This is a genomic window from Lentzea sp. NPDC059081, assembly GCF_042738015.1.
GTDB lineage: Bacteria > Actinomycetota > Actinomycetes > Mycobacteriales > Pseudonocardiaceae > Lentzea.
In genome coordinates, this window is sequence record NZ_JBHYGW010000014.1 from 1 (window position 1) to 26,366 (window position 26,366).

25 protein-coding genes are annotated in these 26,366 nt (G+C 70.4%); 18 read left to right on the forward strand and 7 right to left on the reverse strand.

Annotation, left to right across the window (positions count from 1 at the left end):
* Window positions 1–145 precede the first annotated feature (145 nt).
* The 4 genes from ACFWV3_RS27435 to ACFWV3_RS27450 are packed head-to-tail and all read right to left on the reverse strand — an operon-like array spanning window position 146 to window position 4,679.
* Complete coding sequence (locus ACFWV3_RS27435; protein ID WP_382415077.1) at window positions 146–781, reverse strand: alpha/beta fold hydrolase; 636 nt, start codon at window positions 779–781, stop codon at window positions 146–148.
* A 9-nt stretch (window positions 782–790) separates the two neighbouring features.
* A complete protein-coding gene (locus ACFWV3_RS27440) occupies window positions 791–3,424 on the reverse strand; it encodes an FtsX-like permease family protein (protein ID WP_382415079.1) in 2,634 nt (877 codons plus the stop codon).
* Window positions 3,421–4,125, reverse strand: coding sequence for an ABC transporter ATP-binding protein (locus ACFWV3_RS27445; RefSeq protein ID WP_382415081.1), 705 nt, complete (start codon window positions 4,123–4,125; stop codon window positions 3,421–3,423). Before ACFWV3_RS27445 ends, ACFWV3_RS27440 begins: the two co-directional genes overlap by 4 nt.
* Window positions 4,122–4,679, reverse strand: coding sequence for a PadR family transcriptional regulator (locus tag ACFWV3_RS27450; protein ID WP_382415083.1), 558 nt, complete (start codon window positions 4,677–4,679; stop codon window positions 4,122–4,124). Before ACFWV3_RS27450 ends, ACFWV3_RS27445 begins: the two co-directional genes overlap by 4 nt.
* A gap of 123 nt (window positions 4,680–4,802) precedes the next feature.
* On the opposite strand from ACFWV3_RS27450, the gene ACFWV3_RS27455 reads away from it, so the two are divergent.
* Entirely contained in the window at window positions 4,803–5,459 is a 657-nt protein-coding gene (locus ACFWV3_RS27455) for a GNAT family N-acetyltransferase (protein WP_382415085.1), read from the forward strand.
* Here the strand turns inward: ACFWV3_RS27455 and ACFWV3_RS27460 are convergent.
* A complete protein-coding gene (locus ACFWV3_RS27460; protein WP_382415087.1) occupies window positions 5,449–6,057 on the reverse strand; it encodes a maleylpyruvate isomerase family mycothiol-dependent enzyme in 609 nt (202 codons plus the stop codon). The genes ACFWV3_RS27455 and ACFWV3_RS27460 overlap by 11 nt on opposite strands.
* A gap of 78 nt (window positions 6,058–6,135) precedes the next feature.
* On the opposite strand from ACFWV3_RS27460, the gene ACFWV3_RS27465 reads away from it, so the two are divergent.
* Window positions 6,136–6,555: a MarR family winged helix-turn-helix transcriptional regulator gene (locus tag ACFWV3_RS27465; RefSeq protein ID WP_382415089.1), complete on the forward strand. Its 420-nt coding sequence runs from the start codon at window positions 6,136–6,138 to the stop codon at window positions 6,553–6,555.
* A gap of 90 nt (window positions 6,556–6,645) precedes the next feature.
* Here ACFWV3_RS27465 and ACFWV3_RS27470 read toward each other — a convergent pair whose 3' ends face one another.
* Window positions 6,646–8,010, reverse strand: coding sequence for a bifunctional phosphatase PAP2/diacylglycerol kinase family protein (locus tag ACFWV3_RS27470; RefSeq protein WP_382415367.1), 1,365 nt, complete (start codon window positions 8,008–8,010; stop codon window positions 6,646–6,648).
* Window positions 8,011–8,125: 115 nt separating this feature from the next.
* On the opposite strand from ACFWV3_RS27470, the gene pafA reads away from it, so the two are divergent.
* From pafA to ACFWV3_RS27540, 14 genes are all read left to right on the forward strand, one after another.
* Window positions 8,126–9,484 carry a Pup--protein ligase gene (gene pafA, locus ACFWV3_RS27475; RefSeq protein WP_382415091.1) on the forward strand — a complete coding sequence of 453 codons (1,359 nt, stop codon included), beginning with the start codon at window positions 8,126–8,128 and terminating at the stop codon, window positions 9,482–9,484.
* 32 nt (window positions 9,485–9,516) lie between these two features.
* Window positions 9,517–10,515 (forward strand): oxidoreductase, encoded by a 999-nt coding sequence (locus ACFWV3_RS27480; protein WP_382415093.1) that lies wholly within the window; start codon window positions 9,517–9,519, stop codon window positions 10,513–10,515.
* A 12-nt stretch (window positions 10,516–10,527) separates the two neighbouring features.
* Entirely contained in the window at window positions 10,528–11,160 is a 633-nt protein-coding gene (locus ACFWV3_RS27485; RefSeq protein WP_382415095.1) for a uridine kinase, read from the forward strand.
* 82 nt (window positions 11,161–11,242) lie between these two features.
* Window positions 11,243–12,070: an alpha/beta fold hydrolase gene (locus tag ACFWV3_RS27490; protein WP_382415097.1), complete on the forward strand. Its 828-nt coding sequence runs from the start codon at window positions 11,243–11,245 to the stop codon at window positions 12,068–12,070.
* Between the two features lie 61 nt (window positions 12,071–12,131).
* The gene (locus ACFWV3_RS27495) at window positions 12,132–13,097 is read left to right on the forward strand and encodes a helix-turn-helix transcriptional regulator (RefSeq protein ID WP_382415099.1); all 966 of its coding nucleotides are present in this window, start codon (window positions 12,132–12,134) and stop codon (window positions 13,095–13,097) included.
* Window positions 13,094–14,065 carry a helix-turn-helix transcriptional regulator gene (locus ACFWV3_RS27500; RefSeq protein ID WP_382415101.1) on the forward strand — a complete coding sequence of 324 codons (972 nt, stop codon included), beginning with the start codon at window positions 13,094–13,096 and terminating at the stop codon, window positions 14,063–14,065. Before ACFWV3_RS27495 ends, ACFWV3_RS27500 begins: the two co-directional genes overlap by 4 nt.
* Window positions 14,066–14,083: 18 nt before the next feature.
* Window positions 14,084–14,356, forward strand: a complete 273-nt coding sequence (locus ACFWV3_RS27505; RefSeq protein ID WP_382415103.1) for a bacteriophage holin — start codon at window positions 14,084–14,086, stop codon at window positions 14,354–14,356.
* Complete coding sequence (gene tatA / locus ACFWV3_RS27510) at window positions 14,349–14,642, forward strand: Sec-independent protein translocase subunit TatA (RefSeq protein WP_382415105.1); 294 nt, start codon at window positions 14,349–14,351, stop codon at window positions 14,640–14,642. Before ACFWV3_RS27505 ends, tatA begins: the two co-directional genes overlap by 8 nt.
* Window positions 14,643–14,755: 113 nt before the next feature.
* The gene (gene tatC, locus ACFWV3_RS27515) at window positions 14,756–15,664 is read left to right on the forward strand and encodes a twin-arginine translocase subunit TatC (RefSeq protein WP_382415369.1); all 909 of its coding nucleotides are present in this window, start codon (window positions 14,756–14,758) and stop codon (window positions 15,662–15,664) included.
* Window positions 15,661–16,521, forward strand: a complete 861-nt coding sequence (locus ACFWV3_RS27520) for a diacylglycerol kinase family protein (protein ID WP_382415107.1) — start codon at window positions 15,661–15,663, stop codon at window positions 16,519–16,521. The genes tatC and ACFWV3_RS27520 overlap by 4 nt, the downstream gene beginning before the upstream one ends.
* Window positions 16,522–16,566: 45 nt before the next feature.
* On the forward strand, window positions 16,567–18,408 hold the full coding sequence (htpG, locus tag ACFWV3_RS27525; RefSeq protein ID WP_382415109.1) for a molecular chaperone HtpG: 1,842 nt from the start codon (window positions 16,567–16,569) through the stop codon (window positions 18,406–18,408).
* 547 nt (window positions 18,409–18,955) lie between these two features.
* The gene (locus ACFWV3_RS27530) at window positions 18,956–21,697 is read left to right on the forward strand and encodes a DEAD/DEAH box helicase (RefSeq protein ID WP_382415111.1); all 2,742 of its coding nucleotides are present in this window, start codon (window positions 18,956–18,958) and stop codon (window positions 21,695–21,697) included.
* A gap of 96 nt (window positions 21,698–21,793) precedes the next feature.
* Window positions 21,794–22,516 carry a DUF4333 domain-containing protein gene (locus tag ACFWV3_RS27535; protein ID WP_382415113.1) on the forward strand — a complete coding sequence of 241 codons (723 nt, stop codon included), beginning with the start codon at window positions 21,794–21,796 and terminating at the stop codon, window positions 22,514–22,516.
* 104 nt (window positions 22,517–22,620) lie between these two features.
* Entirely contained in the window at window positions 22,621–23,790 is a 1,170-nt protein-coding gene (locus ACFWV3_RS27540; protein ID WP_382415114.1) for a GNAT family N-acetyltransferase, read from the forward strand.
* On the opposite strand, the gene ACFWV3_RS27545 is transcribed toward ACFWV3_RS27540, so the two are convergent.
* The gene (locus ACFWV3_RS27545; RefSeq protein ID WP_382415116.1) at window positions 23,787–24,731 is read right to left on the reverse strand and encodes a 5'-3' exonuclease H3TH domain-containing protein; all 945 of its coding nucleotides are present in this window, start codon (window positions 24,729–24,731) and stop codon (window positions 23,787–23,789) included. The two genes, ACFWV3_RS27540 and ACFWV3_RS27545, sit on opposite strands and share 4 nt — an antisense overlap.
* A gap of 28 nt (window positions 24,732–24,759) precedes the next feature.
* Here ACFWV3_RS27545 and ACFWV3_RS27550 point away from each other — a divergent pair, with 28 nt between their 5' ends.
* The gene (locus ACFWV3_RS27550) at window positions 24,760–25,881 is read left to right on the forward strand and encodes a M24 family metallopeptidase (protein WP_382415118.1); all 1,122 of its coding nucleotides are present in this window, start codon (window positions 24,760–24,762) and stop codon (window positions 25,879–25,881) included.
* A complete protein-coding gene (locus tag ACFWV3_RS27555) occupies window positions 25,878–26,324 on the forward strand; it encodes an Lrp/AsnC family transcriptional regulator (protein ID WP_382415120.1) in 447 nt (148 codons plus the stop codon). The genes ACFWV3_RS27550 and ACFWV3_RS27555 overlap by 4 nt, the downstream gene beginning before the upstream one ends.
* The last annotated feature ends 42 nt before the right edge of the window (window positions 26,325–26,366 follow it).

Below are 26,366 nucleotides of genomic sequence, written 5' to 3' on the forward strand. Positions count from 1 at the left end.
GCCGAAAAGCGTGGCCGTTTGACATCCCCCTCCAGGTGCAGCAAGAGCTGTGGTGCGACTCGTGACGGGACCCCACCGCCGGAGCTCTTGGCTCAAAGCAAAACTGCTCGCCTTCGGCTTTGCGGCTGCTCGCCTTCGGCTTCGCTCAGGTTGCGTAGGTGATCAGTAGGGCGGCCAGTTCTGTTGGTTTGCTTAGAGGTGCGCAGTGGCCTGCTTTCAGTTCTGTCGGCGTCACTGTTGGTAGGCGGGTTGCCAGGACGCTTCGCATGAACGTTGGAGTGAAGAAGCGGTCCTCTGTGCACAGGATGAAGTGTGTTGGTACGTCTGGCATTGCTGGCAGTGGCCAGGGTTTGGCCATGGGGGACTCGGCCATGCCGCGTGACCGTTTCTCGCCCTCCGCTGCCAGGTCTGGGGGGACGTCGTGCCAGAACTGGTCGTCCAGGCCTGAGTCCTGGTAGCCCGTGTTGGACCACCAGTCTCCTGGGCACTCGCCTGGGGTGGGGAGCATTGCGGTCAGGTAGACCAAGGCCTTGGCGTTGAGGCGTTCTGCTGCCAGTGGGGCTACGAAGCCGCCGAAGGAGTGGCCTACTACCACCACGTCCTCTTGGGACGGGAGGGCGTCGATGAGGGTCGACGCCCAGTCCGTGAGGTCCTTCGACTCGTCCTCTGTGGGGAGGTCGGGGGCGATGGTGGTGTGGCCCTGGGCTTGCAGGGCGGCGGCCACCAGGTGCCACGACCAGCCCACGTCGCCTGCTCCGTGCGCGATTGCGAAGGTCGTCATGGGCGGAGCCTATTCTCGGCGTTCCACTGGTAGGCGGGATCTGGTGAACAGGGCCGCGCCCAGCATGGCCACTGCTGGGATGACCAGCAGTGAGGTCAGGACGGTGGGCCAGGGGATGGTCAGCGGGTTGAGCGGGGGATGGGGCCACTGGGTTTCGTAGCCGACGTTGAAGGCGGCCAGGAGGGCCAGGGCTGATCCCACGCCTGCTGCTGTGCCGAGGATGCCGCCTGTGCCGGCGATGACGCCTGCCTGGCTCAGGGACAGCAGTTTGCGGAGGGTGGGGGTGGCGCCCACGGCGGCGAGGGTGGTGAGGTCTCGGCGGCCGTCTGCTGCTGCCAGGCCTGTGGCCAGGGCGGCTGCTGCCAGGGTGATGAGGCCGGCCACGAGGCCGAGGATGCCCAGGGCTCGTTGAGTCTCTGTTTCTGTCGGACGGTCCACGTGCACCTCGTACTCGCCGCCCAGGGCTGCGGTCAGGGCGTCCTGTTCCGCTGTCGTGGGCATGCGGGTGGTGGTGGCGTACATCGTGAAGCTCTCGACCGCGAAGCCCAGGGAGATGGCGGTCTGTTCGGTCATCAGGGCCAGCGGGGCGGTGGACGCCGGGACGGTGTGGGACGGGGCCGGGGTGGTCACGGACTGCAGGCGGGTCGAGATGAGGATCTGGTTGTTCTCGACGAGCTCAGGCGTGTTGACGACCACCTTGCCTTCGCGCATGGCCGTCCGGGCCTGGGCGGCGTCCTGGGGCTGGAGTTTGAGGATCGTTCCCACCGCGTCCGGTTCGGTGATGGCCAGGAAGCCGTTCGGGCTGGTGAAGGCGCCGAAGTAGCGGTGGGCGCGGCCGACGTTGTCGCAGCGGCGGTCCTGGAGGGCGGCCTGTTCCTCGGACTTGCTGGGTTCGCGGTTGAGGACGTCCAGGGAGTACGGGCACTCCTTGCCCTCCGGTGGGCGGACGTAGGCCATGCACGCCGCGCCGTCGCAGGCCAGGAGTTTGACCTCGTGGACCTCGGCGGTGGGCATGGTGTTGCGGAGGGTGGTGGCGACGGAGGGCGGTAGGGCGGTCTTGCTGTCCTTGGTGAGGTTGTTCTTGGTGTAGACGGAGACGTCACCGATGGTGCCCGCCAGTTGGCTCGCTTCCTGTTGCGCCTGGGAGGTCAGCATCACGCTCACGGCCACGGCGCCGATCACCGCCGCCATCACCGCCGAGATGGCGGGGGCGGCGGCCGTGCGGTTGCGGGAGGCGTCGCGCAGGGCGATGCGCAGGGCCACCGGGAGCCAGCGGCCCGCTCTGGCCAGCAGGCCCAGCAGGGCCGGGGTGCAGAGGACGAGGCCCACCTCGGTCAGGATCAGGGCGCCGAGGATGCCGACGACCTCCATCCTGACGGCGCTCAGGACGCCCGTCGCCACGCCCAGCGCGATCAGGACCAGGCCCAGGACCAGCCAGCGGCGGCGTGAGCGGGTGATGCCGCGGCGGCCCGCCAGTGCGGTCACGACGTCCTGGCGGGCGGAGATCCACGCCGGGACGACGGCCGCGAGCACGCCGGTGACGATCGCCAGGAGGGCCAGGGTCGCCAGGGCGGTGGGGTAGAGGCGCTGGGCGCCGAAGCGTTCTTCGAGGGACCACTCGATCAGCGGGCGGGCCGCGACGGCGGCCAGCGTGCCCAGGACGACCCCGCTCAGGGCCGCGAGCACGCCGACCACGACGCCGTCGGCCAGCACGATGCGGCGCACGTGGGACGGGGCGCCGCCGACCGCGGCCACCAGTGCCAGGTCGCGCTTGCGGCGGCGGGCGCCCACGGCGAGGGCGGAGCCGGCCAGCAGGGCCATCTCCAGGACGGCCAGGCCCGCGATCAGGACCAGGACCTCGGCGCGCAGCTCGTCGGGCCCGCCGAGCTGGGAGTAGCGCTCGGCGGGGGACGGCGGGTCGCGCAGGACGGCGCGCGAGAGGGCGACCACGCCGGACCTGTTGAGCTCCTTGACCTTCGCCCAGTCGAGCGGCGTGGTCACGAGCCAGATCTGGTCGGCGCCGGGGAACGCGCCCGGCAGCGTGACGACCGTCGTGTTCTCCAGCGCGCCAGGTTCCTCGACGACGCCGACGACGGTGAATGAGCGGCCGTCCTCCGTGGTGACGGTGCCGCCGAGACTCGCGCCGGTGCGGTTCATCGCGGTCCGGGACAGCGCCACCTCGGTGGTCGTGCCAGCCGCGCGGCCCTCCAGGACGGTGATCATCCCGTTCGTCAGCGGGTTGGTCACGTCGACCATGAGGACGCCAGCGCGGCCGATCCCCGCGGTGGTGCGGAGGGTGACGCCGGCGTTCTGGACGGAGATCAGCTCCGCGCCGGGCAGGAGCGCCCGGAGACGCTCCTCCGACGGCTTCGAGCCGTCCTCCTCGCCGTTCGGGATGGCGAAGAGCTGGTCCGGCTGCTGCATGACCGGACCGCCGTGCGGCCAGCGGACCATCGCCTCGGTGGCGCCCATGTGGCGCGAGGCGTCCTCGTCCGGGGTCAGCGTGGTCGAGTCGTAGACCACCGCGGCGAACGACAGCGCGGCGACCGGGATCGCGATCAGGGCGATGACGAGGGCGGTGCGGACGCGGGACCGGCGGGCCTCGCGCCAGGCGATGCGCAGTGCTGCGCGCCATCCGTTCACGGCGTGCTCAGCAGTTCTTCTGGCTGGTCGCGCCGCGAGACGTCGACCACAACGCCGTCGCGCAGGAAGACGACGCGGTCGGCCCAGGCGGCGTGGCGGGCGTCGTGCGTGACGAGGACGGCGGCGGCTCCGGCGTCCACCTTGGACCGGAGCAGGCGCAGGACCGTCTCGCCGGTGCGGGAGTCGAGGGCGCCGGTGGGCTCGTCGGCGAGCACGAGGCGGCGTTCGCCGATCAGGGCGCGGGCGATCGCGACGCGTTGCTGCTGGCCGCCCGACATCTCGTCGGGGAACCGGTCGGCGAAACCGTCGAGGTCCACTTCGGACAGCGCTTTCTCCGCCTGCTGACGGGACCTGCGCACGCCGTCGAGGTCGAGCGGCAGTGCGACGTTCTCGGCGGCGGTGAGGCTCGCAATGAGGTTGAGGTTCTGGAAGACGTAGCCGATCCGCTTGCGGCGCCAGGCGGCGAGCTGCTTGCGGGACAACGACTGCAGGCTCGTGCCGTCGACCAGCACGGTGCCGGAGGTGGGGCCGTCGAGGCCGCCGCAGAGGTTCAGCAGCGTCGACTTGCCGGAGCCGGACGGGCCCATCACGGCGACGAGCTCGCCGGGGCCGACGGTCAGCGAGACGCCGTCGAGGGCGTTGACCGCGGTCTCGCCGGTGCCGTGCACGCGGCGGACGTCGCGCAGTTCGAGAACGGTCATCTCGGCACCTCGACGTCCGTCGCCGCGGGGACCGAGGTCGGTCCGGGAGCGGGCTCGTAGCGGACGAGGCTCGCCTCGCAGTGGTCGAGCCAGCGCAGCTCCGCCTCCGCCTGGAAGATCATCGCGTCGAGCACGAGCAGCCACGGCAGGTCGCCGGGCTGGGTCTTGAGCCTCGTGTATTCCTGCAGCGTGCGCATGGTCGACGTCCGCTGGGTCATCACGACCTTGGCGACGTCGACGCCGGGCGTCGTGATGGCGAGGGCGAGCTTGATCGCCACCTCGTCGCGCGGCCGGTCGCCGCGCTGCACGGGCGTGGTGAACCACTTCGCCAGCTCGTCGCGGCCGTGCGCGGTGATCTCGTACGGCCGCTGGCCGTCGTTCTCGGGCAGCGCGGCGACCAGGTCGTCGCGCTCCAGGCGCGACAACGTCGTGTAGACCTGCCCGATGTTCAACGGCCACGTGCCGCCGGTGGCGGAGTCGAACGCCGCCCGCAGCTGGTAGCCGTACATGGGCCCGCGCTCCAGCAGCGCGAGCAGACCGTGTTTGACCGACATACCTACCGAGTATGCATACTGAGTATGTTCCTGGCAAACGGTGACGGCGAAACACGAGTGCGCGCGGCTGCGTCTTCAGGAACCCTGGACGGTGCCGGAGACGTCCGGCTGCTGGGGAGCGGGTTGGGGGAGGACGTGGCGGACGCCGCACGAGGGCGACCAGGGGGACTGAGCCTGCTCGGGGCCGCACACCGGGCGGGGGCGCCGGAAGAACGGCCGGTGGGCGAGGCCGGGCCGCCGGGGGACGTCAGGGACTACGAGCCGGCCGACGAACCGTCGTGGCTGCGCTGCCGGGTGCTCGGGCTGCTGGGCACGAGCGGCCACGACGGCGAGTGGCAGTCGAGGAGCCGCGCCGATCTGGAGCTGGTCGCCGCCGGCGACAACGTGGTCATCGGGCTGCTGGACGTGTCGGTGCCCGGCGAGGACGCCGTCATCGACACCCTGGTCGTGCACCCGGACCACCAACGGCGTGGCGTCGCGTCCGCGTTGCTGGCGGAGGCGGTGCGACGGCTCGAACGGTGTGGTGTGCGCACGGTGGAGGCGTGGGTGCAGGACGACCCGGCGCTGGCCTGGTTCGCGCACCACGGGTTCGTCGAGGTGGAACGACACCTGCGGGTGCACGCGTCGGCAGCCGAGGCGGGCACCGTGCTGAGCGCGAAGTACGGGCTGGAGCCGGTCAGCGCCGTGCTGCGCGTCCGGGTGGAGCGGGAGGCCGAGATGCGCCAGCGGTTCGAGCGCGTCCACGTGTGCCGCAGGGTGGTGCGCGAGCTCAGGCCGTGATGCCGGTCAGCCGCGGGATCGTCGCGGTGCGGCCGGCCAGCAGCATCACCAGCGCCTCGATCGGGCCGCTGATCTCGGCGCCCTCGCCCACCGACCAGTCGGTGTCGGTGGCGACCAGCCGGTGCCCGGCCAGCCGGCGGCGCGCGTGGAACGGGAAGCCGATCCGCCAGAGGTCGTCCGCGGCGACGACGGCGGCGTCGATGGGCATGTGGCGTTCGACGCCGAGCGGCAGTGCGATGTCCTGCGCGTGGACCATGGCGTCCATCAACGCGTTCTTCAACGACTGACCGGGGGCGAGCCGGTGGCGTCCGACGGTCCCGCGCAGCTCCGCGACGATCTCGCCGGTGGGTCTGCGCGCCTCGGCGCGGGCGGTCTGGTCGACCATGCGGTCGAAGCTCCCGCGGGCCCGGACGAACGCGCCCAGGGTGGCGCCGATCCGCATCCGCGGCCCGAGCGTCAGGTGGGCCGCGACCTCGCGCACCGTCCAGCCCTCGCACAGCGACGGGTAGGTCCACTCCACGTCGGTGAGCCCGGCGAGCAGGTCCGCCGTCGCCGCGCGTTCGGCGTCGATGACCTGCCACGTTCTCGTGTCGTCCATCGTCGTCCTCCTCTTGATTTAGTTCGAGAGGCTGACTAATTTAATCAGAGTATCTGACTAACACAACGGGGGGACCGGGTGAACATCGGTCTGCTGCTCTTCATCCCGAACCGCGACGTGGAGAACCGCGTCCTGGCGGCTGTGAACGCTGCCGGGTTCGAGGTGACGCAGGCGCAGGCGCGCGTGCTCATGCGCGTCGATCCGGGCGGAACGCGGCTCACCGTGCTCGCCGAGGCCGCGCAGGTGACCAAGCAGACCGCCGGGTTCCTGGTGGACCAGCTGGAGAAGGCGGGCTACGTGGAACGCGTGCCCGACCCGGCGGACGGCAGGGCGCGGCTCGTGCGCGTCACCGGGAAGGCGATGGAGGCCGTGCCCGTCGCGAACGCGGAGCTGGCCAGGATCGAGGACGAGTGGGAGCGGCACCTCGGCAAGCGGCGCATGGCCCAGTTGCGGGAGGCGCTGGAGATGCTCGGCGAGATCACCGACCCGTACCGGTGAGGGTCGTGCGACAGGGATGCTCGCGCCGCGCGGCGCGTTCCACTCGGGACCCGAGCAGGCCGAGCACCTCGTGGAACGCGCCACCGCCCGCTAGGGCCGGTAGATGCCCAGCGCCGCCGCCCGTGAGACGAACTTGAAGGTGTTGCCGCGCTCGCGCACCTCGCCGTCGGTCGCGATCGAGATGGGCGGGCCGTGCACCTCGACGTTCAGCGACGCCACCTCCAGGTGCTTGTACATCCGCGAGTGCTCCAGGGCGCCGAGCAGCGCGCCCAGGAAGAACCTGGTCCGCGAGTACCGGCGGTCCGCCCGGACGTAGCGCACGTCGAGCAGCCCGTCGTCCAGCCGCGGGCGCATCGTCGGCGCGAAGCCCTTCGGCCGGTACGGGCCGTTGCCCACGAAGAGCAGCCACACGAGGTGCTTGTCGCCGTCGATCGTGATGTCCAGCGGCTTGGCGCGCTGCAGGACGCGGAACAGCGCCAGCGCGGCGGCCGGCCACTTGCCCCAGCGGTGCTCCAGCTTCTCGCGGATCCGCACCATGTCCGGGTAGCCGCCCAGTGACGCCGTGTTCACGAACCACTGGCCGTTGACCTGCGCCAGGTCGACCCGCACGCCCACGCCGTCCGCCACCGCCTGCGCCGTGTCGTGCAGGCCGGTGATGCCCACGTCGCGGGCGAAGTGGTTGAGCGTGCCGGAGGGGATGAGCACCAGCGGGAGGTCGCGTTCGGCCGCGATCGACGCCACCGCCGCCACGGTGCCGTCGCCGCCCGCCACGCCCAGCGCCTTCGCGTCGGGCAGGTCGGCCAGCTCCTGGATCGTGACGACCTGCGCCTTCGGCCACTCCTCCGCGATCTGCGGCGTCGGGTCCGGCCCGACGCCCGAGTGCGGGTTCACGACGACGACCAGGCCTTCGCCGTCCTGCAACGACGTCAGGTCGGCGTGCTCGTAGGCCGACGCGGGCTCGTTCATCCCGAGCGGCCACCAGCGGCGCGTCAGGTACGCGGCACCGACTCCCACGGCCGCGCCGGCGGCGACGTCGGACGGCCAATGAACGCCCGTGTGAACACGTGAATAGGCGACGGCGGCCGCGATCGGTGCGACGACCGCGCCTGCTTTGGGCGATTCCAGCGCGACCGCCGTGGCGAATGCGGCCGCGGACGCCGAGTGGCCGGAAGGAAACGACGAGGACGTCGGGCGTTTGGACAGACGGCGGTCCATCGCGAGCAGGTCAGCGGCGGGCCGGCGGCGCGGGAAAAGCGACTTCCCGACCAGGTTCGCGCTGGCAGAGGCCCCGGCGATGGCCGCGAGACCGCGCAACGCACCCCGCCGGAACGGTCCCTTCCCCGTCGCCAGGATCGCCGCGATGACGAACCACAGCAGACTGTGGTTGGCGGCTTTCGAAAGCCTCTTCAAACCCCTGTCGAGCCTGCTCGGAGGCAGTCCGGCAGAGGAGCCCATGAGCTTCTTGTCGAGAGCGCTGACGCGTTTCCACACACCCCGACACTAAACCGCAACCGGCGTGCCGCCCGAACGGATCACCCTGCTCCACCTACGAGTCGCCTACTGTTGGGGTATGCAGCGGCGGATCTTCGGCATTGAGACAGAGTTCGGGGTGACGTGCACCTTCCACGGGCAGCGTCGTCTGTCCCCGGACGAGGTCGCGCGGTACTTGTTCCGCCGGGTCGTCTCCTGGGGGCGTTCCTCCAACGTCTTCCTGCGCAACGGTTCCCGGCTCTACCTGGACGTCGGCTCTCACCCGGAGTACGCCACGGCCGAGTGCGACGACCTGGCCCAGCTCGTCACCCACGACAAGGCGGGGGAGCGGATCCTCGAGGACCTGCTCGTCGACGCGGAGCGCAGACTGGCCGACGAGGGCATCGGCGGCGACATCTTCCTGTTCAAGAACAACACCGACTCGGCGGGCAACTCCTACGGCTGCCACGAGAACTACCTGGTCGCGCGGGCCGGCGAGTTCTCCAGGATCGCGGACGTGCTGCTGCCGTTCCTGGTCACCCGCCAGCTGATCTGCGGCGCGGGCAAGGTGCTGCAGACGCCGCGCGGCGCCGTGTACTGCCTGTCGCAGCGCGCCGAGCACATCTGGGAGGGTGTGTCGTCCGCGACCACCCGCTCCCGCCCGATCATCAACACCCGCGACGAGCCGCACGCCGACGCCGAGCGCTACCGGCGCCTGCACGTCATCGTCGGCGACTCGAACATGTCCGAGGTGACGACGCTGCTCAAGGTGGGCAGCGCGAACCTGGTGCTCGAGATGATCGAGCAGGGCGTCCAGTTCCGCGACTTCTCGCTGGACAACCCGATCCGCGCGATCCGCGAGATCTCCCACGACCTGACGGGCCGCCGCACCGTCCGCCTGGCGGGCGGCAAGGAGGCCTCCGCGCTCGACATCCAGCGCGAGTACTACGAGAAGGCCGTCGAGCACTGCGCCAAGCGCTCGCCCGACCCGATGGCCGACCGCGTCCTCGAGCTGTGGGGCCGCACCCTCGACGCCGTCGAGTCGCAGGACCTGACGAAGATCGACCGCGAGATCGACTGGGCCATCAAGAACCGCCTCATGGAGCGGTACATGGCCAAGCACAACATGGACCTGTCGAACCCGCGCATCGCCCAGCTCGACCTGGCCTACCACGACATCCGCCGCGGCCGGGGCGTGTTCGACCTGCTGCAGCGCAAGGGACAGGTCGAGCGGGTGACCGACGACGGCGAGATCGAGGCCGCGAAGGACACCCCGCCGCAGACCACCCGCGCGAAGCTGCGCGGTGACTTCATCGCGGCGGCGCAGGCGGCCGGGCGGGACTTCACCGTCGACTGGGTGCACCTGAAGCTGAACGACCAGGCGCAGCGGACCGTGCTGTGCAAGGACCCGTTCCGGGCGGTGGACGAGCGGGTGGAGCGGCTGATCGCGTCGCTGTGACAGCGTTGTGAGGAGTGGCAGAGTGCCGTCGCATGAGGATCATCGCGGCGGCATTCGCCGTCTTACTCGTCTTGCCGGGAGTCGCGCACGCCGACTCCTTCTGGCAGCTGAAGCCGACCGGCTCGGACGCGCGCCTGCGCGGTCTGTCCGCGGTCAGCGGGCAGGTGGCCTGGGCCAGCGGCTCCAAGGGCACGGTCCTGCGCACGACCGACGGTGGCCGCAGTTGGGAGTCGGTGGGCCCGCCCGGCACCGAGGCGCTGGAGTTCCGCGACATCGAGGCGTTCGACGCGCGCAACGCCGTGGCGTTGTCGATCGGCGAGGGTGAGTCGTCGCGCATCTACCGCACGTCCGACGGTGGCAAGAACTGGCAGGAGGAGTTCCGCAACACCGACCCGAAGGCGTTCTACGACTGCGTGGCGTTCTTCGACCGGTTCCGCGGGCTGGCGTTGAGCGACCCCGTCGACGGCAGGTTCCGGGTCCTCAGGACGTGGGACGGCGGGCGGTCGTGGCACGTCAACGACACGAAGGGCATGCCGGACGCGTTGCCGGGCGAGTTCGCGTTCGCGGCGTCGGGGCAGTGCGTGACGACCAGTGGCAACCACGCGTGGATCGCGACCGGCGGCGGCGCGAAGGCACGGGTGCTGGAGTCGCGTGACGGTGGGCGGTCGTGGAAGGCGTCCGAGGTGCCGCTGCCCAGTGGAGAGGCGGCCGGGGTGTTCGCGGTGGCCTTCAAGACGCCGTGGCGCGGGGTGGCGATCGGCGGGGACTACCTCAAGCCGACCGATCCGACGCCGGCGTTCGCCACGTACGACGTGCGCGGCTGGAAGGCGGGGACCACGGCGCCGATCGGCTACCGGTCCGGCATCGCGTACCGGGGCGACAGCCTCGTCGCGGTCGGTCCGTCCGGGACGGACACCAGCAGGGACGGGCGGAGCTGGAAGGTCGCGGACACCGGCAGTTTCGACACCGTGGACTGCGTGGGACCCACCTGCTGGGCCGCCGGCGAGAAGGGCCGCGTCGGCCGCACCTGAGAGGAGCGGGAGATGCGGCTGCATCCCGGGGAGACCGAGGCGGCCGGGTGGCGCGTCGTGGCGCTGGCGGACGTGGTGCGGCGGTTGTGCGGGGCAGAGGTCGCGGGACGGCCGCTCGTCGTGGCCGTCGACGGGCGTGGTGGCGCCGGGAAGTCCACGTTCGCCGACCGGCTGTGCGAGGCCGTTCCCGGGTCCGCTGTCGTGCACACCGACGACGTGGCCTGGAACCACGCCTGCTTCGACTGGGGCGGGCTCCTCGCCGAGCACGTCCTGGCTCCGCTGCACCGGGGCGAGGCGGTGGCGTTCCGGCCGCCCGCGTGGGTCGCGCACGGCCGTTCCGGTGCGATCCACGTCCCCGCCGGGAGGCGCGTGGTGTGGGTCGAGGGCACCGGGGTCGTGCGCGACGAGCTCTCGCCGTGGGTTGACGCGTCGGTCTGGGTGCAGGGCGATCTGGACGAGCAGGAACGGCGGCTGGTCGCCCGTGACGGCGACTCCGAGGAGCAACGGCGGCACGTCGCCGCGTGGCTGGCCGAGGAGCTGCCGTTCCTGCTCCGCGAACGGCCGTGGGCGCGGGCGACGGTCGTCGTGGACGGAACGTCGCAGGTCGCCCATGATCCCGCGACCGAGGTCGTCGTGGGTGTGTAACGCCGTGCGGCCCTGCGGCGAAAAAGGACGTGTCGGCCACTTCTCAGCGGGGTAGCCGAAGCAGGTGTTCGAGGGATTCTCGTTGCGTCGCAGGGACGTTGGCGAGGCCGTGCTGAGGGTGAGGACCGGCGGGGCAGGGCCGCCGGTTCTCCTCCTGCACGGCCACCCTCGGACCCACACGACCTGGCACCGCGTCGCGCCGTTGCTCGCCGACGACCACACCGTCGTGTGTCCCGACCTCCGCGGGTACGGCGAGTCCGGCAAACCCGGTGACTACTCGAAACGCGCCATGGCGCGCGACTTCGTGAACCTCATGCGCGACCTCGGCCACGAGCGGTTCGCCGTCGCCGGGCACGACCGGGGCGCCGCCGCGGCGATCAGGCTCGCGCTGGACCACCCCGACCGCGTGACGGCGCTGGCCGTGCTCGACGGGCTGCCGATCGGCGCCCACCTGCAACGGGCCGACGCGCGGTTCGCGCAGGCCTGGTACCACTGGTTCTTCCTGGCGCAGCAGGAGATCGCCGCGCCGATGATCAGCCAGAACCCCGAGCAGTGGTACGGCGGGCGCTACCGGGACACGCCGCTCGCGATGGGCGTCGAGAACTGGGCCGACTACCAGCGCGCCATCCACGACCCCGAGACCGTGAACGCCATGTGCGGCGACTACCGCGACGGGCTGGAGGTCGACCGGTTCCACGACGACGAGGACCGCGCTCGCGGGCGCAGGATCACGTGTCCCGTGCTGGCGTTGTGGTCGGCCAAGGACGACCTCGGCGACCTGTACGAGGACCTGCCCGGCATCTGGGCCGAGTGGGCCGACGACGTGCAGGTCCGTTCGATCGACTGCGGGCACCACATGGCCGAGGAGGCACCCGCCGAACTGGTGCGTGAGCTGCGGACGTTGTTCTGAACGGACCGTTGACGACAGGTGGTGATGAGGTTTCCGTGCGCGCACGCGTTAGGGTTTGTCCGTGGCCATCGCACGCGCCGAACGCCTCGTCAACCTGGTGTTGTGCCTGCTGTCGACCCGTCAGTACCTGACAGCGGAGCGCATCCGCGCCATCGTCCCGGGCTATCACGAAGCTCCGACGGACGAGGCGTTCTTCCGCATGTTCGAACGGGACAAGTCCGAGCTGCGGGACCTCGGCGTGCCGCTGGAGACCGGCAGGCAGACCAACGCCGAGGGCGCGGAGGACGGGTACCGCATCGCGCGCCGCGACTACGAGCTCGGCGACATCGACCTCGAGCCCGATGAGGCGGCCGCCGTCGCGCTGGCCGCCCGGCTGTGGGACTCGCCGCAGCTCACGGGCGCCGTGCACGGTGCGTTGATCAAGCTGCGGGCGGCCGGGGTGGACGTCGACCAGGACGCGCCCGCCGCCGTCGAGCCCAAGGTCAGGGCGAACGAACCCGCGTTCCCGCCGCTGTTGCAGGCCGTGCAGGCGGGCCAGGTCGTGACGTTCGGGTACCGCAAGCCGCCGCCCGGTGGCCACAAGGACCGCACGGTCGAACCGTGGGGCGTGGTCGCGTGGCGCGGTCGGTGGTACCTCGTCGGCTGGGACCGCGACCGCAACGACACGCGCTGCTTCCGGCTCTCCCGCGTCGTGGGCACCGTGAAGCCCGTGGGCAAGCCCGGCGTCGTGAAGGTGCCCGAGGGTACGGACCTGATGAGCCTCATCGCGCGCACGCAGGCCGATCCGCACCAGACGGCGCCCGCGCGGATCTGGGTCGCCAAGGACCGGGCGCTGGGCGTGCGCCGGCACGCCAAGGTCGTCGAGGAGCGCGACGGCGGCGACGTCGTCGAGATCGACCTGAAGTTCCCCGACTCGGCGGCCAAGTGGCTCGCCGGGTTCGGCCCCGACGTCGTGGTGCTCGAACCCGAGGTCCTCGCCAAATCGGTCCGCGACCGCCTGCAGGGCGCACTGGAAGGAGCGCGGTGACCGCGTCGAACGAACGGCTGCCGCGGCTGCTCGCCCTCGTGCCGTACCTGCTCACCCGTCCCGCCATCACCATCAAGGAGGCCGCGGCCGACTTCGGCATCACGCCGAAGCAGCTGCGCAAGGACCTCGAGCTGCTGTGGATGTGCGGCCTGCCCGGCTACGGGCCCGGCGACCTCATCGACCTGTCCTTCGAGGGCGAGACGATCACCGTCTCGTTCGACGCGGGCATGAACCGGCCGCTGCGGCTCACCGCGGCCGAGGCGGCGTCGTTGCTGGTCGCGCTCAGGGCGCTGGCCGACACCCCCGGCGTGGTCGACACGGACGCCGTGCAGCGCGCGCTGGCGAAGATCGAGTCGGCGGTCGGCAAGGCGCAGCCCGCGGGCATGGTCGTCGGGCTCGGCGCGTTCGAACGCGAGGAGACGGCCGAGATCCGCGCCGCGGTGCAGGACGCCGTGAAGCGTGAACGCGCCGTGCGCATCCGGTACTACTCGCAGTCGCACGACGCGATCAGCGACCGGGTCGTCGACCCCATGCGCCTGCTGCTCCTGGAGGGCCGCGGCTACCTCGAGGCCTGGTGCCGTTCGGCGCTCGGCGTGCGGTTGTTCCGGCTGGACCGGATCGACCACGTGGAGGCCCTGGACGAGCCGTCGTCGCCTCCGCCGCACGCCCAGCAGACCGATACGTCGGAGGGCTTGTTCCAACCACGGGACGATCAGAAGATCGCGGTCCTTCTGCTCGAACCGGACGCGCACTGGGTCGCGGAGTACTACCCGGTGGACCACGCGGCGGAGCTGTCCGACGGCCGCACCCGTGTCCTCATGCGCTACGACGACCCGTCCTGGATGGTGCGCCTGCTCCTCGGGCTGGGCGGGGACGTGCACGTGGAGCAGCCGGCGGAGCTCGCGGTGCAGGTGCGGCGGCAGGCGGAGGAAGCCTTGCGCCGGGCAGATCACCTGCTGTCCACCTGAGACGTATAACGTGTGATCGTGCCGTCTACACCGACCCTGGCGCTGATCGCGCTCGGCCTGGTCGTGGTCATCGTGATCGCGGTCCGAGTCGTCCGATCCTTGCGCCGATTCGCCCGCGCCCGCACTCTGGTGGGGGACAGGGTCGGCGACCGAGTCGGCCTGCTCCAGGCCCGCAGGGCGGCGCTGAAGGTGGCCTTCGCCGAGAGGCGGCGCAAGGAACCCGCCCAGACCAGGGCGAACCCCGCGTACGATCGTCGTGGCGGGGGAGACAGGAGGATCACCAATGGGTAACCTCGGACCCACCGAGCTGATCATCATCGCTGTGGTGATCATTCTGCTGTTCGGTGCGAAGAAGCTCCCCGACATGGCCCGGTCGCTGGGCAAGTCGGCGAAGATCTTCAAGGCCGAGACCAAGGGCCTGCGCGACTCGGACTCCGACGACACGCCGGTCCAGCCGCAGCAGCCCGTGCAGCAGCCGGTCCAGCAGCTCCCGCCGGCCCAGCCGCCGGTGCAGCAGCAGCCCCAGGTCGCTCCTCCCATCGAGCAGACGGCGCAGAACAAGGCCACCAACAACTGACCTTGCGGTCCCACTGACTTGTAAGGGCGGTTAGCGCGGTGGCAAGTCCGTTCCGGTGGATCGCCGAGCGCCGGGAACGCGGCAAGCGCCGTCGGGGCAACCCCGACGGCACCATGTCGCTCAAGGATCACCTCTACGAGCTGCGGCACCGGCTCGGCATGGCGATGCTGATCATCGCCATCGGTGCCATCTTCGGCTGGATCTGGTTCGGCGTGAAGCTCGGCCCGATCCCGTCGCTGGGCGACATCATGACGGCCCCGTACTGCCAGCCGGACCTGGAGCCGTACCGGGTGAAGTTCGACGGGGAGATCGGCTGCCGGCTGCTGCAGACCGAGCCGTTCGAGAGCTTCATGATCCGGTTGCAGGTCGGCACGGCGGCCGGTGCGGTGCTGCTCAGCCCGTTCTGGCTGTACCAGTTCTGGGCGTTCATCACGCCGGGGCTCTACCAGAAGGAGCGCAAGTTCGCGCGCACCTTCGTGTTCTTCGCCGCGATCCTCTTCGCGGCCGGCGCCGTGCTGGCCTACCTGGTGGTCCCGGAGGGCCTGCAGGTGCTGATCAGCTTCGGTGGCGACGACTTCATCACGGCGCTGACCGGTGGCAAGTACGTCTCGTTCATCATCACGATGCTGTTCATCTTCGGCGTGAGCTTCGAGCTGCCGCTGATCGTCGTGATGCTGAACCGCGCGGGCGTGATCAGCTACGAGATGCTCGCCAAGTGGCGGCGCGGTCTGCTGATGGGCCTGTTCGTGTTCGCCGCGATCGCGACGCCGGGCACGGACCCGATCTCGATGGTCGCGCTGGCGCTCGCGTTGTCGGCGCTGTTCGAGATGGCGATCCAGATCGCCCGCGTGCACGACAAGCGCAAGGCCAAGCTGCGCGCGGCCGAGGGCTGGGACGCGCTGGACGACGACGAGGCGGCGCCGTTCCACTACGTGCCGTCCGACGCCGACGGCAACGACCCCGGTGAGAAGGCCATCGCTTCGGAACCCTCGAAGCGCGTGAACTACGACGACACCACGTGACGCGGGCGGCCCTGCTGGTCTGCCCCGCGTCGGGCAAGGGGCGGGCGGCCCGGATGGCCGGGTCGACCGCCGCCGCGCTGCGTCCGCACGTCTCGTCGCTGACGCAGCTCGTCGCCCACGACGCCGCCGGAACGCTGGCGATGGCCAGGGACGCCGTGGCCGACGGCGTCGACCTGCTGGTCGTGCTCGGTGGCGACGGAGCCGTCCACCTGGGCGTCCAGGCGTGCGCGGGCACCTCGACGGCGCTGGGCATCGTCCCGGCGGGCACCGGCAACGACCTGGCGGCCGCCGTGGGGTCGCGGTCGGTCGAGGACGTCGTGCACGGCACCCGCAGGACGCTGGACCTGGGCCGGCTGTCGACGGGGCAGTGGTTCGCGACGGTGCTGTGCGCCGGGTTCGACTCGGCGGTGAACGAGCGGGCGAACGCGATGCGCTGGCCCGCCGGTCCCCGCCGCTACGACCTCGCGATCCTGGCCGAGCTGGCGTCGCTGAGGTCGGCGCCGCTGCTGGTCACGACGGAGACGGAGCAGTTCTCGCTGGACGCGACGCTGGTCGCTGTGGGCAACACGCCGAACTACGGCGGCGGCATCCCCGTGTGCCCCGCCGCGGACGCCTCCGACGGCCTCTTCGACGTGACGGTCGTGGAGGGCGGCAGCAGGACGACGCTGGTGCGCATGCTGCCGACGTTGCGCACGGGCAAGCACACCGAGCACCCTGCCGTGCGGACGTTCCGGGCCCGTGAGGTCTCGCTCGCGGGCGGTAACGGCTGGATCGCCTACGCCGACGGTGAACGGCAGGAGGCACTACCCGTCTCCGTTCGCACGGTCCCCGGCGCGCTCACCGTGGTGGGTCGCTAAATTAGTGGGCTGTTCGTTCCGCTTTCGTTCTTTCGGTGGGGATGCATGGAAACGCTCGAGTTCCAGTCCGAGGCGCGCCAGCTGCTGCAGCTGATGATCCACTCGATCTACTCGAACAAGGACACGTTCCTGCGCGAGCTGGTGTCGAACGCCTCCGACGCGTTGGACAAGCTGCGGCTGGAGTCGTTCCGCGACAAGGACATGCAGGTCGACGTCGACGACCTGCACATCGTGATCGAGTCCGACCCGTCGGAGCGCACGCTGACCGTGCGCGACAACGGCATCGGCATGACGCGCGAGGACGTCGTGCGGCTGATCGGCACGATCGCGAAGTCCGGTACCGCGGAGTTCCTCAAGCAGCTCAAGGAACAGCAGTCGTCGACGTCCGACCTGATCGGCCAGTTCGGCATCGGCTTCTACTCGTCGTTCATGGTGGCCGACAAGGTCACCCTCGTGACGAAGCACCCGCACGCCGAGAAGGGCGTTCGCTGGGAGTCGTCCGGTGAGGCGACGTACACGATCGACGACGTCGACGAGGCGCCGCAGGGCACGTCGGTCACGTTGCACCTGAAGCCGTCCGACGACGAGGACAAGCTGCCCGACTACACCGAGCCGGCGAAGATCCGCGAGATCGTCAAGCGCTACTCGGACTTCATCACCTGGCCCGTGCGCCTGGGCGGCGAGGACATCAACTCCCGCAAGGCGCTGTGGGCCCGCCCGGCCTCCGAGGTGACGGAGGAGGAGTACGCCGAGTTCTACCGGCACGTCAGCCACGACTGGAACGCGCCGCTCGAGACCATCCGCATGCAGGCGGAGGGCACGTTCGAGTACCAGGCGCTGCTGTTCCTGCCCGCGCAGGCACCGCTCGACCTGTTCATGCGCGACGCCAAGCGCGGCGTGCAGCTCTACGTGAAGCGCGTCTTCATCATGGACGACTGCGCCGAGCTGATGCCGGAGTACCTGCGCTTCGTGAAGGGCGTCGTCGACGCGGCCGACCTCTCGCTGAACGTGTCGCGCGAGATCCTGCAGCAGGACCGCCAGATCCAGCTGATGCGCCGCCGCCTGGTGAAGAAGGTGCTGTCGTCGATCAAGTCGTTGATGACCGCCCGTCCTGACGACTACCAGAAGCTCTGGGGCGAGGTCGGCGCGGCGCTGAAGGAGGGCCTGCTCTCCGACCACGACAACCGCGACGCGATCCTCGACGTGTGCTCGTTCGCCTCGACGCACTCCGAGGACGCTCCGACGACGCTCGCCGAGTACGTGTCGCGGATGAAGGACGGGCAGGAGCACATCTACTTCATGACGGGTGACTCACGGGTGGCCGTGGAGAACTCGCCGCACATGGAGGCGTTGCGCGCCAAGGGGTACGAGGTCCTCATCCTGACCGACACCATCGACGAGATGTGGGTCGACTCGGTGCCGTCCTTCGACGGGAAGTCGTTCCAGTCCGTCGCCAAGGGGCAGGTGGACCTGGAGACGGAGGAGGAGAAGTCGGCGGCCGCGTCGAAGGCCGCCGAGTTCGCCGATCTGCTGTCGTGGATGCAGGAGCTGCTGGCCGAGGACGTCAAGGAGGTCCGGCTCTCGTCGCGGTTGACGACCTCGCCTGCCTGTGTGGTCGGGGACGCCCATGACATCACTCCCACGTTGGAGAAGATGTACAAGGCGATGGGGCAGGAGCTGCCGAAGATCAAGCGGATTCTGGAGCTGAATCCCTCGCACGGTCTCGTGGCTGGGTTGCACGGGGCGTTCGTGGCTGGTGAGCGGGAGTCCCTGGCTGATGCCGCTCAGCTGGTTTACGGGTTGGCGTTGCTGGCTGAGGGCGGGGAGCTCGGGGATCCGTCCCGGTTTGTGAAGCTGGTGGCTGATCGGGTGCAGCGGACGTTCTGAGGTTTGGCGGCGCGGGTCTTGGTGGCCCGCGCTCAGTTCCGGCGTGGTCGCCGTTGCGGTCGGGTTCCAGCGTGGTCGCCATTGCGGTCAGGTGCCTGTTCCAGCGTGGTCATGCACCTCGGACGAAGACCTGGGTTCATCGCCGCTGCGCGACGATTGCGATTGGGGCTTGACTTCGGGGCCCTTGCGAGGCGCTGGTTCGGCCGGAAAAGGCCGGATGCTTCGCAACCGGCCGATCCCGATATGGGTAGCACCTCGCACCCAAAGTCAAGCCCCAATCGCCAAACCACGAGTGGGTGCACCGCTACCCATCGGCGTCAGGGAAGACGGCTCGCCTTCGGCATCGCTTGGGCGCCTCGGCTTCGCCGTTGGCGGTGCTGGGGTTGTCCCGGCTCGCTTCGCATCGCCCTGCCCACCCGCTGCCGGGCGTTCCTCGCCTCCCTGGTCAGCGCCCCGCCTGCGCCCCAGTGTGCTTGATGACTGCAGTGCTGACTGAAGTTAATCAATGTCGGCGGCGATTGTCGGGGGGATGTGACAGCCTGGTGGGGTGTCACGTGCTTCGCGGTCCCCGGCCGAGGCCTACGCCCACTCGCGGCGCAACGCCCAGCGGCCCAAGCTGACCGACTTCGGCTCCGTCATCTCGTTCGAGCTGGACCCGTTCCAGCGCCAGGCCTGCGAGGCCCTGGAGGACGGTCACGGAGTGCTCGTCTGCGCGCCCACCGGTGCCGGTAAGACCGTGGTGGGTGAATTCGCGGTGCACCTGGCCCTCACCGAGGGGCGCAAGTGCTTCTACACGACGCCGATCAAGGCGCTCAGCAACCAGAAGTTCGCCGATCTCACCGCGCGGTACGGGGCGGAGAGCATCGGGTTGCTGACGGGCGACACGAGCGTCAACGGCAACGCGCCGGTCGTGGTCATGACGACCGAGGTGCTGCGGAACATGCTGTACTCGGGTTCGTCCACTCTGGACGGACTCGCGTACGTCGTCATGGACGAGGTGCACTACCTGGCCGACCGGTTCCGCGGGCCCGTGTGGGAAGAGGTCATCCTGCACCTGCCCGAGCACGTGCAGGTGGTCGGGTTGTCCGCGACGGTCAGCAACGCCGAGGAGTTCGGCGAGTGGCTGGTCGAGGTGCGCGGGGACACGGCCGTCGTCGTCGACGAGCACCGGCCGGTGCCGCTGTGGCAGCACATGATGGTCGGCAACCAGATGCTCGACCTGTTCGAGGGCGACGAGACGCACGCCCGGATCAACGCCCAGGTGCTGCGCAAGACCGAGGAGCTGGCGCGGTACCACGTGCCGTTCAGCCGGGGGCGCAACCGCAACGCCAACAACGCTCGGGCGGGGCGCAACAGCGGGTACAAGCCGCCGTCGCGGACCGACATGATCCAGCGGCTCGACAACGCGTCGCTGCTGCCGGCGATCGTGTTCGTGTTCAGCCGGGCCGGGTGCGACGCGGCGGTCGCGCAGACCGCGCGGGCCGGGTTGCGGCTCAACACGCCGGAGGAGACCGAGCAGGTCCGGCGGATCATCGACGAGAAGACGCGCGACCTGCCAGAGGCCGACCTGATGGTGCTCGGGTTCTGGGAGTGGCGGGAGGCGCTGGAGCGGGGCATCGCGTCGCACCACGCCGGGTTGCTGCCCGCGTTCAAGGAGACCGTCGAGGAGCTGTTCGTCCGCGGGCTGGTCAAGGTCGTGTTCGCGACCGAGACGCTCGCGCTGGGCATCAACATGCCCGCACGCACGGTCGTGCTCGAGAAGCTCGTCAAGTACAACGGCGAGGCGCACGTCGACCTCACGCCCGGTGAGTACACGCAGCTCACGGGTCGTGCGGGCCGTCGTGGCATCGACGTCGAGGGGCACGCGGTCGTCGTCTGGCAGCCGGGGATCGACCCCAAGGCGGTCGGCGGGCTGGCGTCCACGCGCACGTACCCGCTGCGGTCGTCGTTCCGGCCCGGCTACAACATGGCCGTCAACCTCGTGCACCAGCTCGGGGCGTCGGCGGCGCGCGAGATCCTGGAGCAGTCGTTCGCGCAGTTCCAGGCTGACCGGTCGGTGGTCGGCCTGGCGCGCCGGATCGAGCGCAACAAGGAGGCGCTGGGCGGCTACAGCGAGTCGATGACCTGCCACCTCGGCGACTTCACCGAGTACGCGTCGCTGCGGCGGCGGATCGCGGACCGCGAGAAGCAGCTGGCGAAGCAGAACACGAACGCGCGTCGTATCGAGACGGCCAAGTCGCTGGAGCGGCTGCGCAAGGGCGACGTCATCGCCGTGCCGTCCGGGCGCCGCAGCGGCCTCGCGGTCGTCATCGACCCCGGCCTCGAGCCGCTGGGCGAGGCGCGGCCGCTGGTCGTCACCGAGGACCGCTGGTCGGGGCGCCTGACGTCGGCGGACTTCCCGTCGCCGGTCGAGGTGCTCGGCCACGTGCGGCTGCCCCGGCAGGTCGACGTGCGGTCGCCCAAGTCGCGGCGCGACCTCGCCTCGACGATCCGCAACACCGGCATCACCGTGCCGTCGCGCGGACGCCGGCAGACCACCGCGGACGACGACCCCGAGCTCGCGACGCTGCGCCGGGCGTTGCGCGCGCACCCGTGCCACGGCTGCGACCAGCGCGAGGACCACGCCCGCTGGGGCGAGCGCTACCACCGGCTGCTGGCCGAGACCGAGCAGCTGGAGCGCAAGGTCGCGGCGACCACGCACTCGCTGGCGCGCCAGTTCGACCGCATCCGCGGCTTGCTGCGCGAGCGCGGCTACCTGTCCGAGGCGGACGAGGTCACGCAGGACGGCAAGCGCCTGACCAGGCTCTACAGCGAGTCCGACCTGCTGGCGGCCGAGTGCCTGCGCCAGGGCGTGTGGAAGGGCCTCAAGCCGGAGGAGCTCGCCGCCGTCGTGTCGTCGCTGGTCTACGAGGCGCGGCGGGACGGCCCGGTCGAGGCGCGGCTGCCGCAGGGACCGGTGGCGGACGCGATGCTCAAGACCGTGCGGCTGTGGGCGGAGATCGAGGACGACGAGCGCCGCCACAAGCTGGAGCGCATCACCCGGCAGCCCGATCCCGGCTTCGCGTGGCCGGTGTACCGGTGGGCGCGCGGCGAGTCGCTCGAGAAGGTGCTGAGCGCCGCAGAGGCGGGCGGCAACGAGCTCGGCGCGGGCGACTTCGTGCGCTGGTGCCGGCAGGTGATCGACCTTTTGGACCAGATCCGTGAGGTGGTCGGACGAGGCGACTCCGTCGGTTCGGCCGCCGCCAAGGCCGTCGACGCGCTGCGGCGCGGAGTTGTGGCGATGATGTGACCTGAGCCTGACGAAGGTTTTGCGAGTCGGAGTAAAGACTGACGTCAGCGGTGTGATTGGATTCCGCCGCAACGTCGTACACACGGAGGTCGACAGATGAGCAGCCCGTACGGACCGTCCGGAGGGAACGATCCGCAGCAGCCCTGGGGCCAGCAGCCGCAACAGCCGCAGCAGCCCTACGGTGGCGGCTTCCCTCCCGGCACGCCGTCCGGCGGCTTCCCGGCTCAGAACCCCTACGGCCAGCCGCAGCAGCCCCAGCCCGGGCAGCAGCAGCCGTACCCCGGTTTCGATCCGTCACAGCAGCAGACGCAGCAGTACGGCATGCCGGGTCAGCAGCAGCCGCAGTCGAACCCCTACGGCACGCCGGCGCAGGACCCGTACGCGCAGCAGACCCAGCAGTACGGCATGCCGGGCCAGCAGCAGGACCCGTACGGCCAGCAGCAGCCCAACCCGTACGGTCAGCAGCCGGGCTACGGCCCGCCGATGCCGCAGAAGAAGAAGTCCAGCGCCGCCATCTGGGTGGCCGCGGTGGTCGTCGTCCTGCTCGTCGGTGGCGTGCTGTTCACCGGGTTCGTGTCGCCGGCGTTCTTCAAGAAGAAGATCTTCGACAACACCGCCGTGCAGAACGGCATCGTCCAGATCCTGAAGGACGAGTACAAGATCTCCGACGTCGGCAGCGCGACCTGCAGCGGTGAGAACGAGGTCAAGCCCAACACCTCGTTCGAGTGCAAGGTCCAGGTCGGCGGCAAGGACAAGAAGGTCAAGATCGTCGTCAAGACCGAGGACGGCGAGTACGAGGTCGGCCAGCCGACCGGCTGATCGCCACCGTTCGTCGTGAAAGCCTCCTCCGGACGTTCCGGGGGAGGCTTTTCCGTGCGGAAACTGAGGTGCGCCCACCGTCGTGCTGAGTCACGATCGCGGGCGTGACGGAGATCCGCGTTCTCACCGACGAAGCGCAGTACCGCGCCCACAACACGCTCTTCCGCCGTGCGCTGCACGGAGGCCCGCCGACCGACGAGCAGTGGCCGGTCACTCTGCCGTCCTACGAGCCGGATCGCGCGCTCGCCGCGTTCGACGGCGACCAGATGGTCGGCACGACCCAGTCCTACGGCTCCTCACTGGTGGTGCCCGGCGGCGCCCGAGTACCCCACGCCGCCGTCTCGCGCGTGGGCGTCCGTGCCGACTACACGCGCCGTGGCGTGCTGACGGCCCTGATGCGCGAACAGCTCTCCTCGCTGCCCGACCCGGTGGCGACCCTGCGCGCCTCCGAGAGCCGCATCTACGGCCGTTTCGGCTACGGCCTCGCGGGACGTGTGCGCGAGCTGGAGATCGACACGAAGCTCGCCGTGATCGCCGGCGGCATGACCGGCCGCGTCCGGATGCTCGACCCGGACACCGCCGACAAGCTGCTGCCCGAGCTGCACGAGGCGATCGGCCTGCGCAGGCCGGGGCAGATCTCCCGGTGGCCGGGCTGGTGGGCTCGGATGCGCAACCGCAAGCCGGAGACCGAGAACTCCGTCACGGTCGTCCACAGTGGACCGGATGGCGACGACGGTTTCCTGACCTACAAGGTCACCGGGGAGAAGGACTTCAAGCACCGCCTGGCCGTCGAGGACTTCGAATGGGCCAACGACGACGCGTGGCGCGACCTGTGGATCTACGTGACGCGCCTGGACCTGGTCGACCACGTCGAGAGCGACGTGGCGCTCGACGACCCGGTGAGCTGGCTGTTCGAGGACCCGCGCGCGCTCGTGACCAAGGACGTGTTCGACCAGATCTGGCTCCGGCTGGTCGACGTGCCGCGCATGCTGTCGGCCCGCACCTACGGCGCCGCCGAGTCCGTCGTGATCGAGGTGCACGACAGGCTGCTGCCCGCGAACTCCGGCTGCTACCGGGTGTCGGCCGACGGTGCCGAGCGCGTCGAGGAGCAGGCGGACCTCACGGTCCCCGTGGACCTGCTCGGTGCCGTGTACCTCGGCGACGTCACGTTCACGCAGCTCGCGTCGGCCAGACGGATCGAGGGGACCCGTCTGGCCGACGCGGACGCGTTGTTCGCCGTGCCGCAGAAGCCGATCTGCGGCACGTTCTTCTAGGCTCGCCGCTCCATCGCGTTGACCAGGCGCGGGACCGAGCTGCCCAGGCCCCAGCGCTGCGTGAGCTCACGCAGCCGCTCGGGGTCGGCGGGCACGCGCGGCACCTCGTCGTCGCGGTCCTTGACGACGGGGGCGTCGATGGCGGTGCGCACGACCGTCGGCGCGGCCGCCAGGTACTCCTCGGCCGCGATGAGCGAGTTGCGGGCCTTGGTCGTGAGCTTGCGGTCCATCGGGTCGCCGACGGCCTTGAGCACGGCGTCGAGCGAGCCGAACTCGGTGATGAGCTTCGCGGCGGTCTTCTCGCCGATGCCCGCGACGCCCGGCAGGCCGTCGGAGGGGTCGCCGCGCAGCACCGCCATGTCGGCGTAGGCGGAGCCGGCGTTCTCGACGGGCAGCGAGTACTTGGCGGCCAGCTCCTCGGGGCCGAGGATCTCGACCTTGTTCCAGCCGCGGCCCACGTACAGGACGTGCACGGGCGTCGGCTCGTGGCGCACGACCTGGAACATGTCGCGGTCGCCGGTGACCACCTCGACGGGGGACTTCTTCTCGTGGTGGGCGAGGGCGCCGATCACGTCGTCGGCCTCGTAGCCCGCGGCCTCGCCGGTGCAGATGCCCGCCGCGTCGAGCACGTCGAGGATGATCGGGATCTGCGGCGTGAGGGTGTCCGGCACCTCCTCCGACCCGTCGGAGGCGTCCTCGGCGACCCGGTGGGCCTTGTAGGACGGGAGCGCCTTCACGCGGAACTCGGGGCGCCAGTCGGCGTCGAGGCAGGCGACCAAGCGGGACGCGCCGCGGTCGGTGATGACGCGCGCGATCTGGTCGACGAACCCGCGCACGGCGTTCACCGGCGTGCCGTCGGGCGCGGTCATCGAGTCCGGCAGCGCGTAGTACGACCGGAAGTAGAGGCTCGCGGAGTCGAGCAGCACCAGGGGAGAGCTCACGGTTGGACAAGCTACTAGGCTTTCCGCCATGGCAACGATCACCGGGCCCATCGACGTGTCCGCGCTGCGTGCGCGACTTGACCGCGCCACCGAGGCGGCCGAGCGGGCGGGCGTCGACGCCCTCCTCATCTCGCCCGGGTCGGACCTGAGGTACCTGATCGGTGCCGGCGGCGACTCGTTCGAGCGCCTCACCTGCCTCGCGCTGCCCGTCGGCGGCACGCCGAGGCTGGTCGTGCCGAAGCTGGAGCAGCCCGGTTACGCGAGCATCCCGACCGACGAGCTGGGCGTCGAGGTCGTCACGTGGGTCGACGGCGAGGACCCGTACGCGCTGGTCAAGGCCGCGCTGAAGGGTGCGCGCGTCGCCGTGGCGGACATGATGCCCGCGCTGCACACCCTCAAGCTGGGTGCCGCGGTCGGCGGCCCGCAGACCCTGGCGGGCCCGATCCTGCGCGAGCTGCGCATGCGCAAGGACGCCGCCGAGATCGACGCCCTGCGCAAGGCCGGTGCCGCGATCGACCGCGTGCACGCCCGCATGGGCGAGTTCCTGCGCGTCGGCCGCACCGAGCGCGACATCGCCCGCGACATCGCCGCCGCGATCGTCGAGGAAGGCCACACCGTCGCCGACTTCGTCATCGTCGGCTCCGGCCCGAACGGCGCCTCGCCGCACCACCGCGACTCCGACCGCGTGGTCGAGGCGGGCGAGGTCGTGGTCATCGACATCGGCGGCCCCGTGGCCGAGGGCTACAACTCCGACTCCACCCGCACGTACGTGATGGGCGAGCCGGCGTACGACGACGTGTGGGACACCTACGCCGTCCTGCAGGCAGCCCAGCAGGCGGCCGTGGACGCGGTGAAGCCGGGCGTGACCTGCGAAGAGGTGGACGCGGCCGCGCGTTCGGTGATCGCGGACGCCGGCTTCGGCGAGTACTTCGTCCACCGCACCGGCCATGGCATCGGCCTGGACGTGCACGAGGAGCCCTACATCGTCAGCGGCAACTCCCTGCCGCTGGAACCCGGCATGGCCTTCAGCGTCGAGCCCGGCATCTACCTGCCCGGCCGCTGGGGCGCCCGCATCGAGGACATCGTCGTCGCCACCGCCGACGGCGTGGAGTCCTTCAACAACCGACCTCACGAACTGGTGGTGCTTTGACCCTCGAGCAGATCGACAGAGCGATACTGAAGGAGCTCGCCTCGGACGGCCGGTGCAGCTTCACCGACCTGGCCGAACGCGTGGGCCTGTCCGTGTCGGCGGTGCACCAGCGCGTGAAGCGCCTGGAACAGCGCGGCATCGTGAAGGGCTACGCCGCCCGCCTGGACGGCGCCGAGATAGGCCTGCCGATGTCGGCGTTCATCTCGCTCTTCCCGATCAACCCCTCCGAGCCGGACGACTACCCGAAGCGCCTCGAACACCTGCCGGAGATCGAGGCGTGCTACTCGGTGGCGGGCGACGCCTCCTACGTGCTGCGCGTACGGGTGGCGTCGCCGGTGGCACTGGAGGAGCTGCTGCAGAAGATCCGGGAGTCGGCAAACGTGTCGACACGGACAACCGTGGTGCTCTCGACGCCTTACGAGGACCGGCCGCCGGCGGTCTGAGCCTGCGGGCGGGCAACGCCAACGCCAACGGCGAAGCCGAGG

What these genes read in the sequence shown, in the direction of transcription:
- pafA (WP_382415091.1), top strand. Translation starts at nt 8,126, where the DNA reads ATGCAGCGGCGGATCTTCGGCATTGAGACAGAGTTCGGGGTGACGTGC.
- ACFWV3_RS27460 (WP_382415087.1), bottom strand. Translation starts at nt 6,057, where the DNA reads ATGGACGACACGAGAACGTGGCAGGTCATCGACGCCGAACGCGCGGCG.
- ACFWV3_RS27535 (WP_382415113.1), top strand. Translation starts at nt 21,794, where the DNA reads ATGAGCAGCCCGTACGGACCGTCCGGAGGGAACGATCCGCAGCAGCCC.
- ACFWV3_RS27470 (WP_382415367.1), bottom strand. Translation starts at nt 8,010, where the DNA reads ATGGGCTCCTCTGCCGGACTGCCTCCGAGCAGGCTCGACAGGGGTTTG.
- tatA (WP_382415105.1), top strand. Translation starts at nt 14,349, where the DNA reads ATGGGTAACCTCGGACCCACCGAGCTGATCATCATCGCTGTGGTGATC.
- ACFWV3_RS27550 (WP_382415118.1), top strand. Translation starts at nt 24,760, where the DNA reads ATGGCAACGATCACCGGGCCCATCGACGTGTCCGCGCTGCGTGCGCGA.
- ACFWV3_RS27485 (WP_382415095.1), top strand. Translation starts at nt 10,528, where the DNA reads ATGCGGCTGCATCCCGGGGAGACCGAGGCGGCCGGGTGGCGCGTCGTG.
- ACFWV3_RS27445 (WP_382415081.1), bottom strand. Translation starts at nt 4,125, where the DNA reads ATGACCGTTCTCGAACTGCGCGACGTCCGCCGCGTGCACGGCACCGGC.
- tatC (WP_382415369.1), top strand. Translation starts at nt 14,756, where the DNA reads ATGTCGCTCAAGGATCACCTCTACGAGCTGCGGCACCGGCTCGGCATG.
- ACFWV3_RS27450 (WP_382415083.1), bottom strand. Translation starts at nt 4,679, where the DNA reads ATGTCGGTCAAACACGGTCTGCTCGCGCTGCTGGAGCGCGGGCCCATG.
- ACFWV3_RS27435 (WP_382415077.1), bottom strand. Translation starts at nt 781, where the DNA reads ATGACGACCTTCGCAATCGCGCACGGAGCAGGCGACGTGGGCTGGTCG.
- ACFWV3_RS27480 (WP_382415093.1), top strand. Translation starts at nt 9,517, where the DNA reads ATGAGGATCATCGCGGCGGCATTCGCCGTCTTACTCGTCTTGCCGGGA.
- htpG (WP_382415109.1), top strand. Translation starts at nt 16,567, where the DNA reads ATGGAAACGCTCGAGTTCCAGTCCGAGGCGCGCCAGCTGCTGCAGCTG.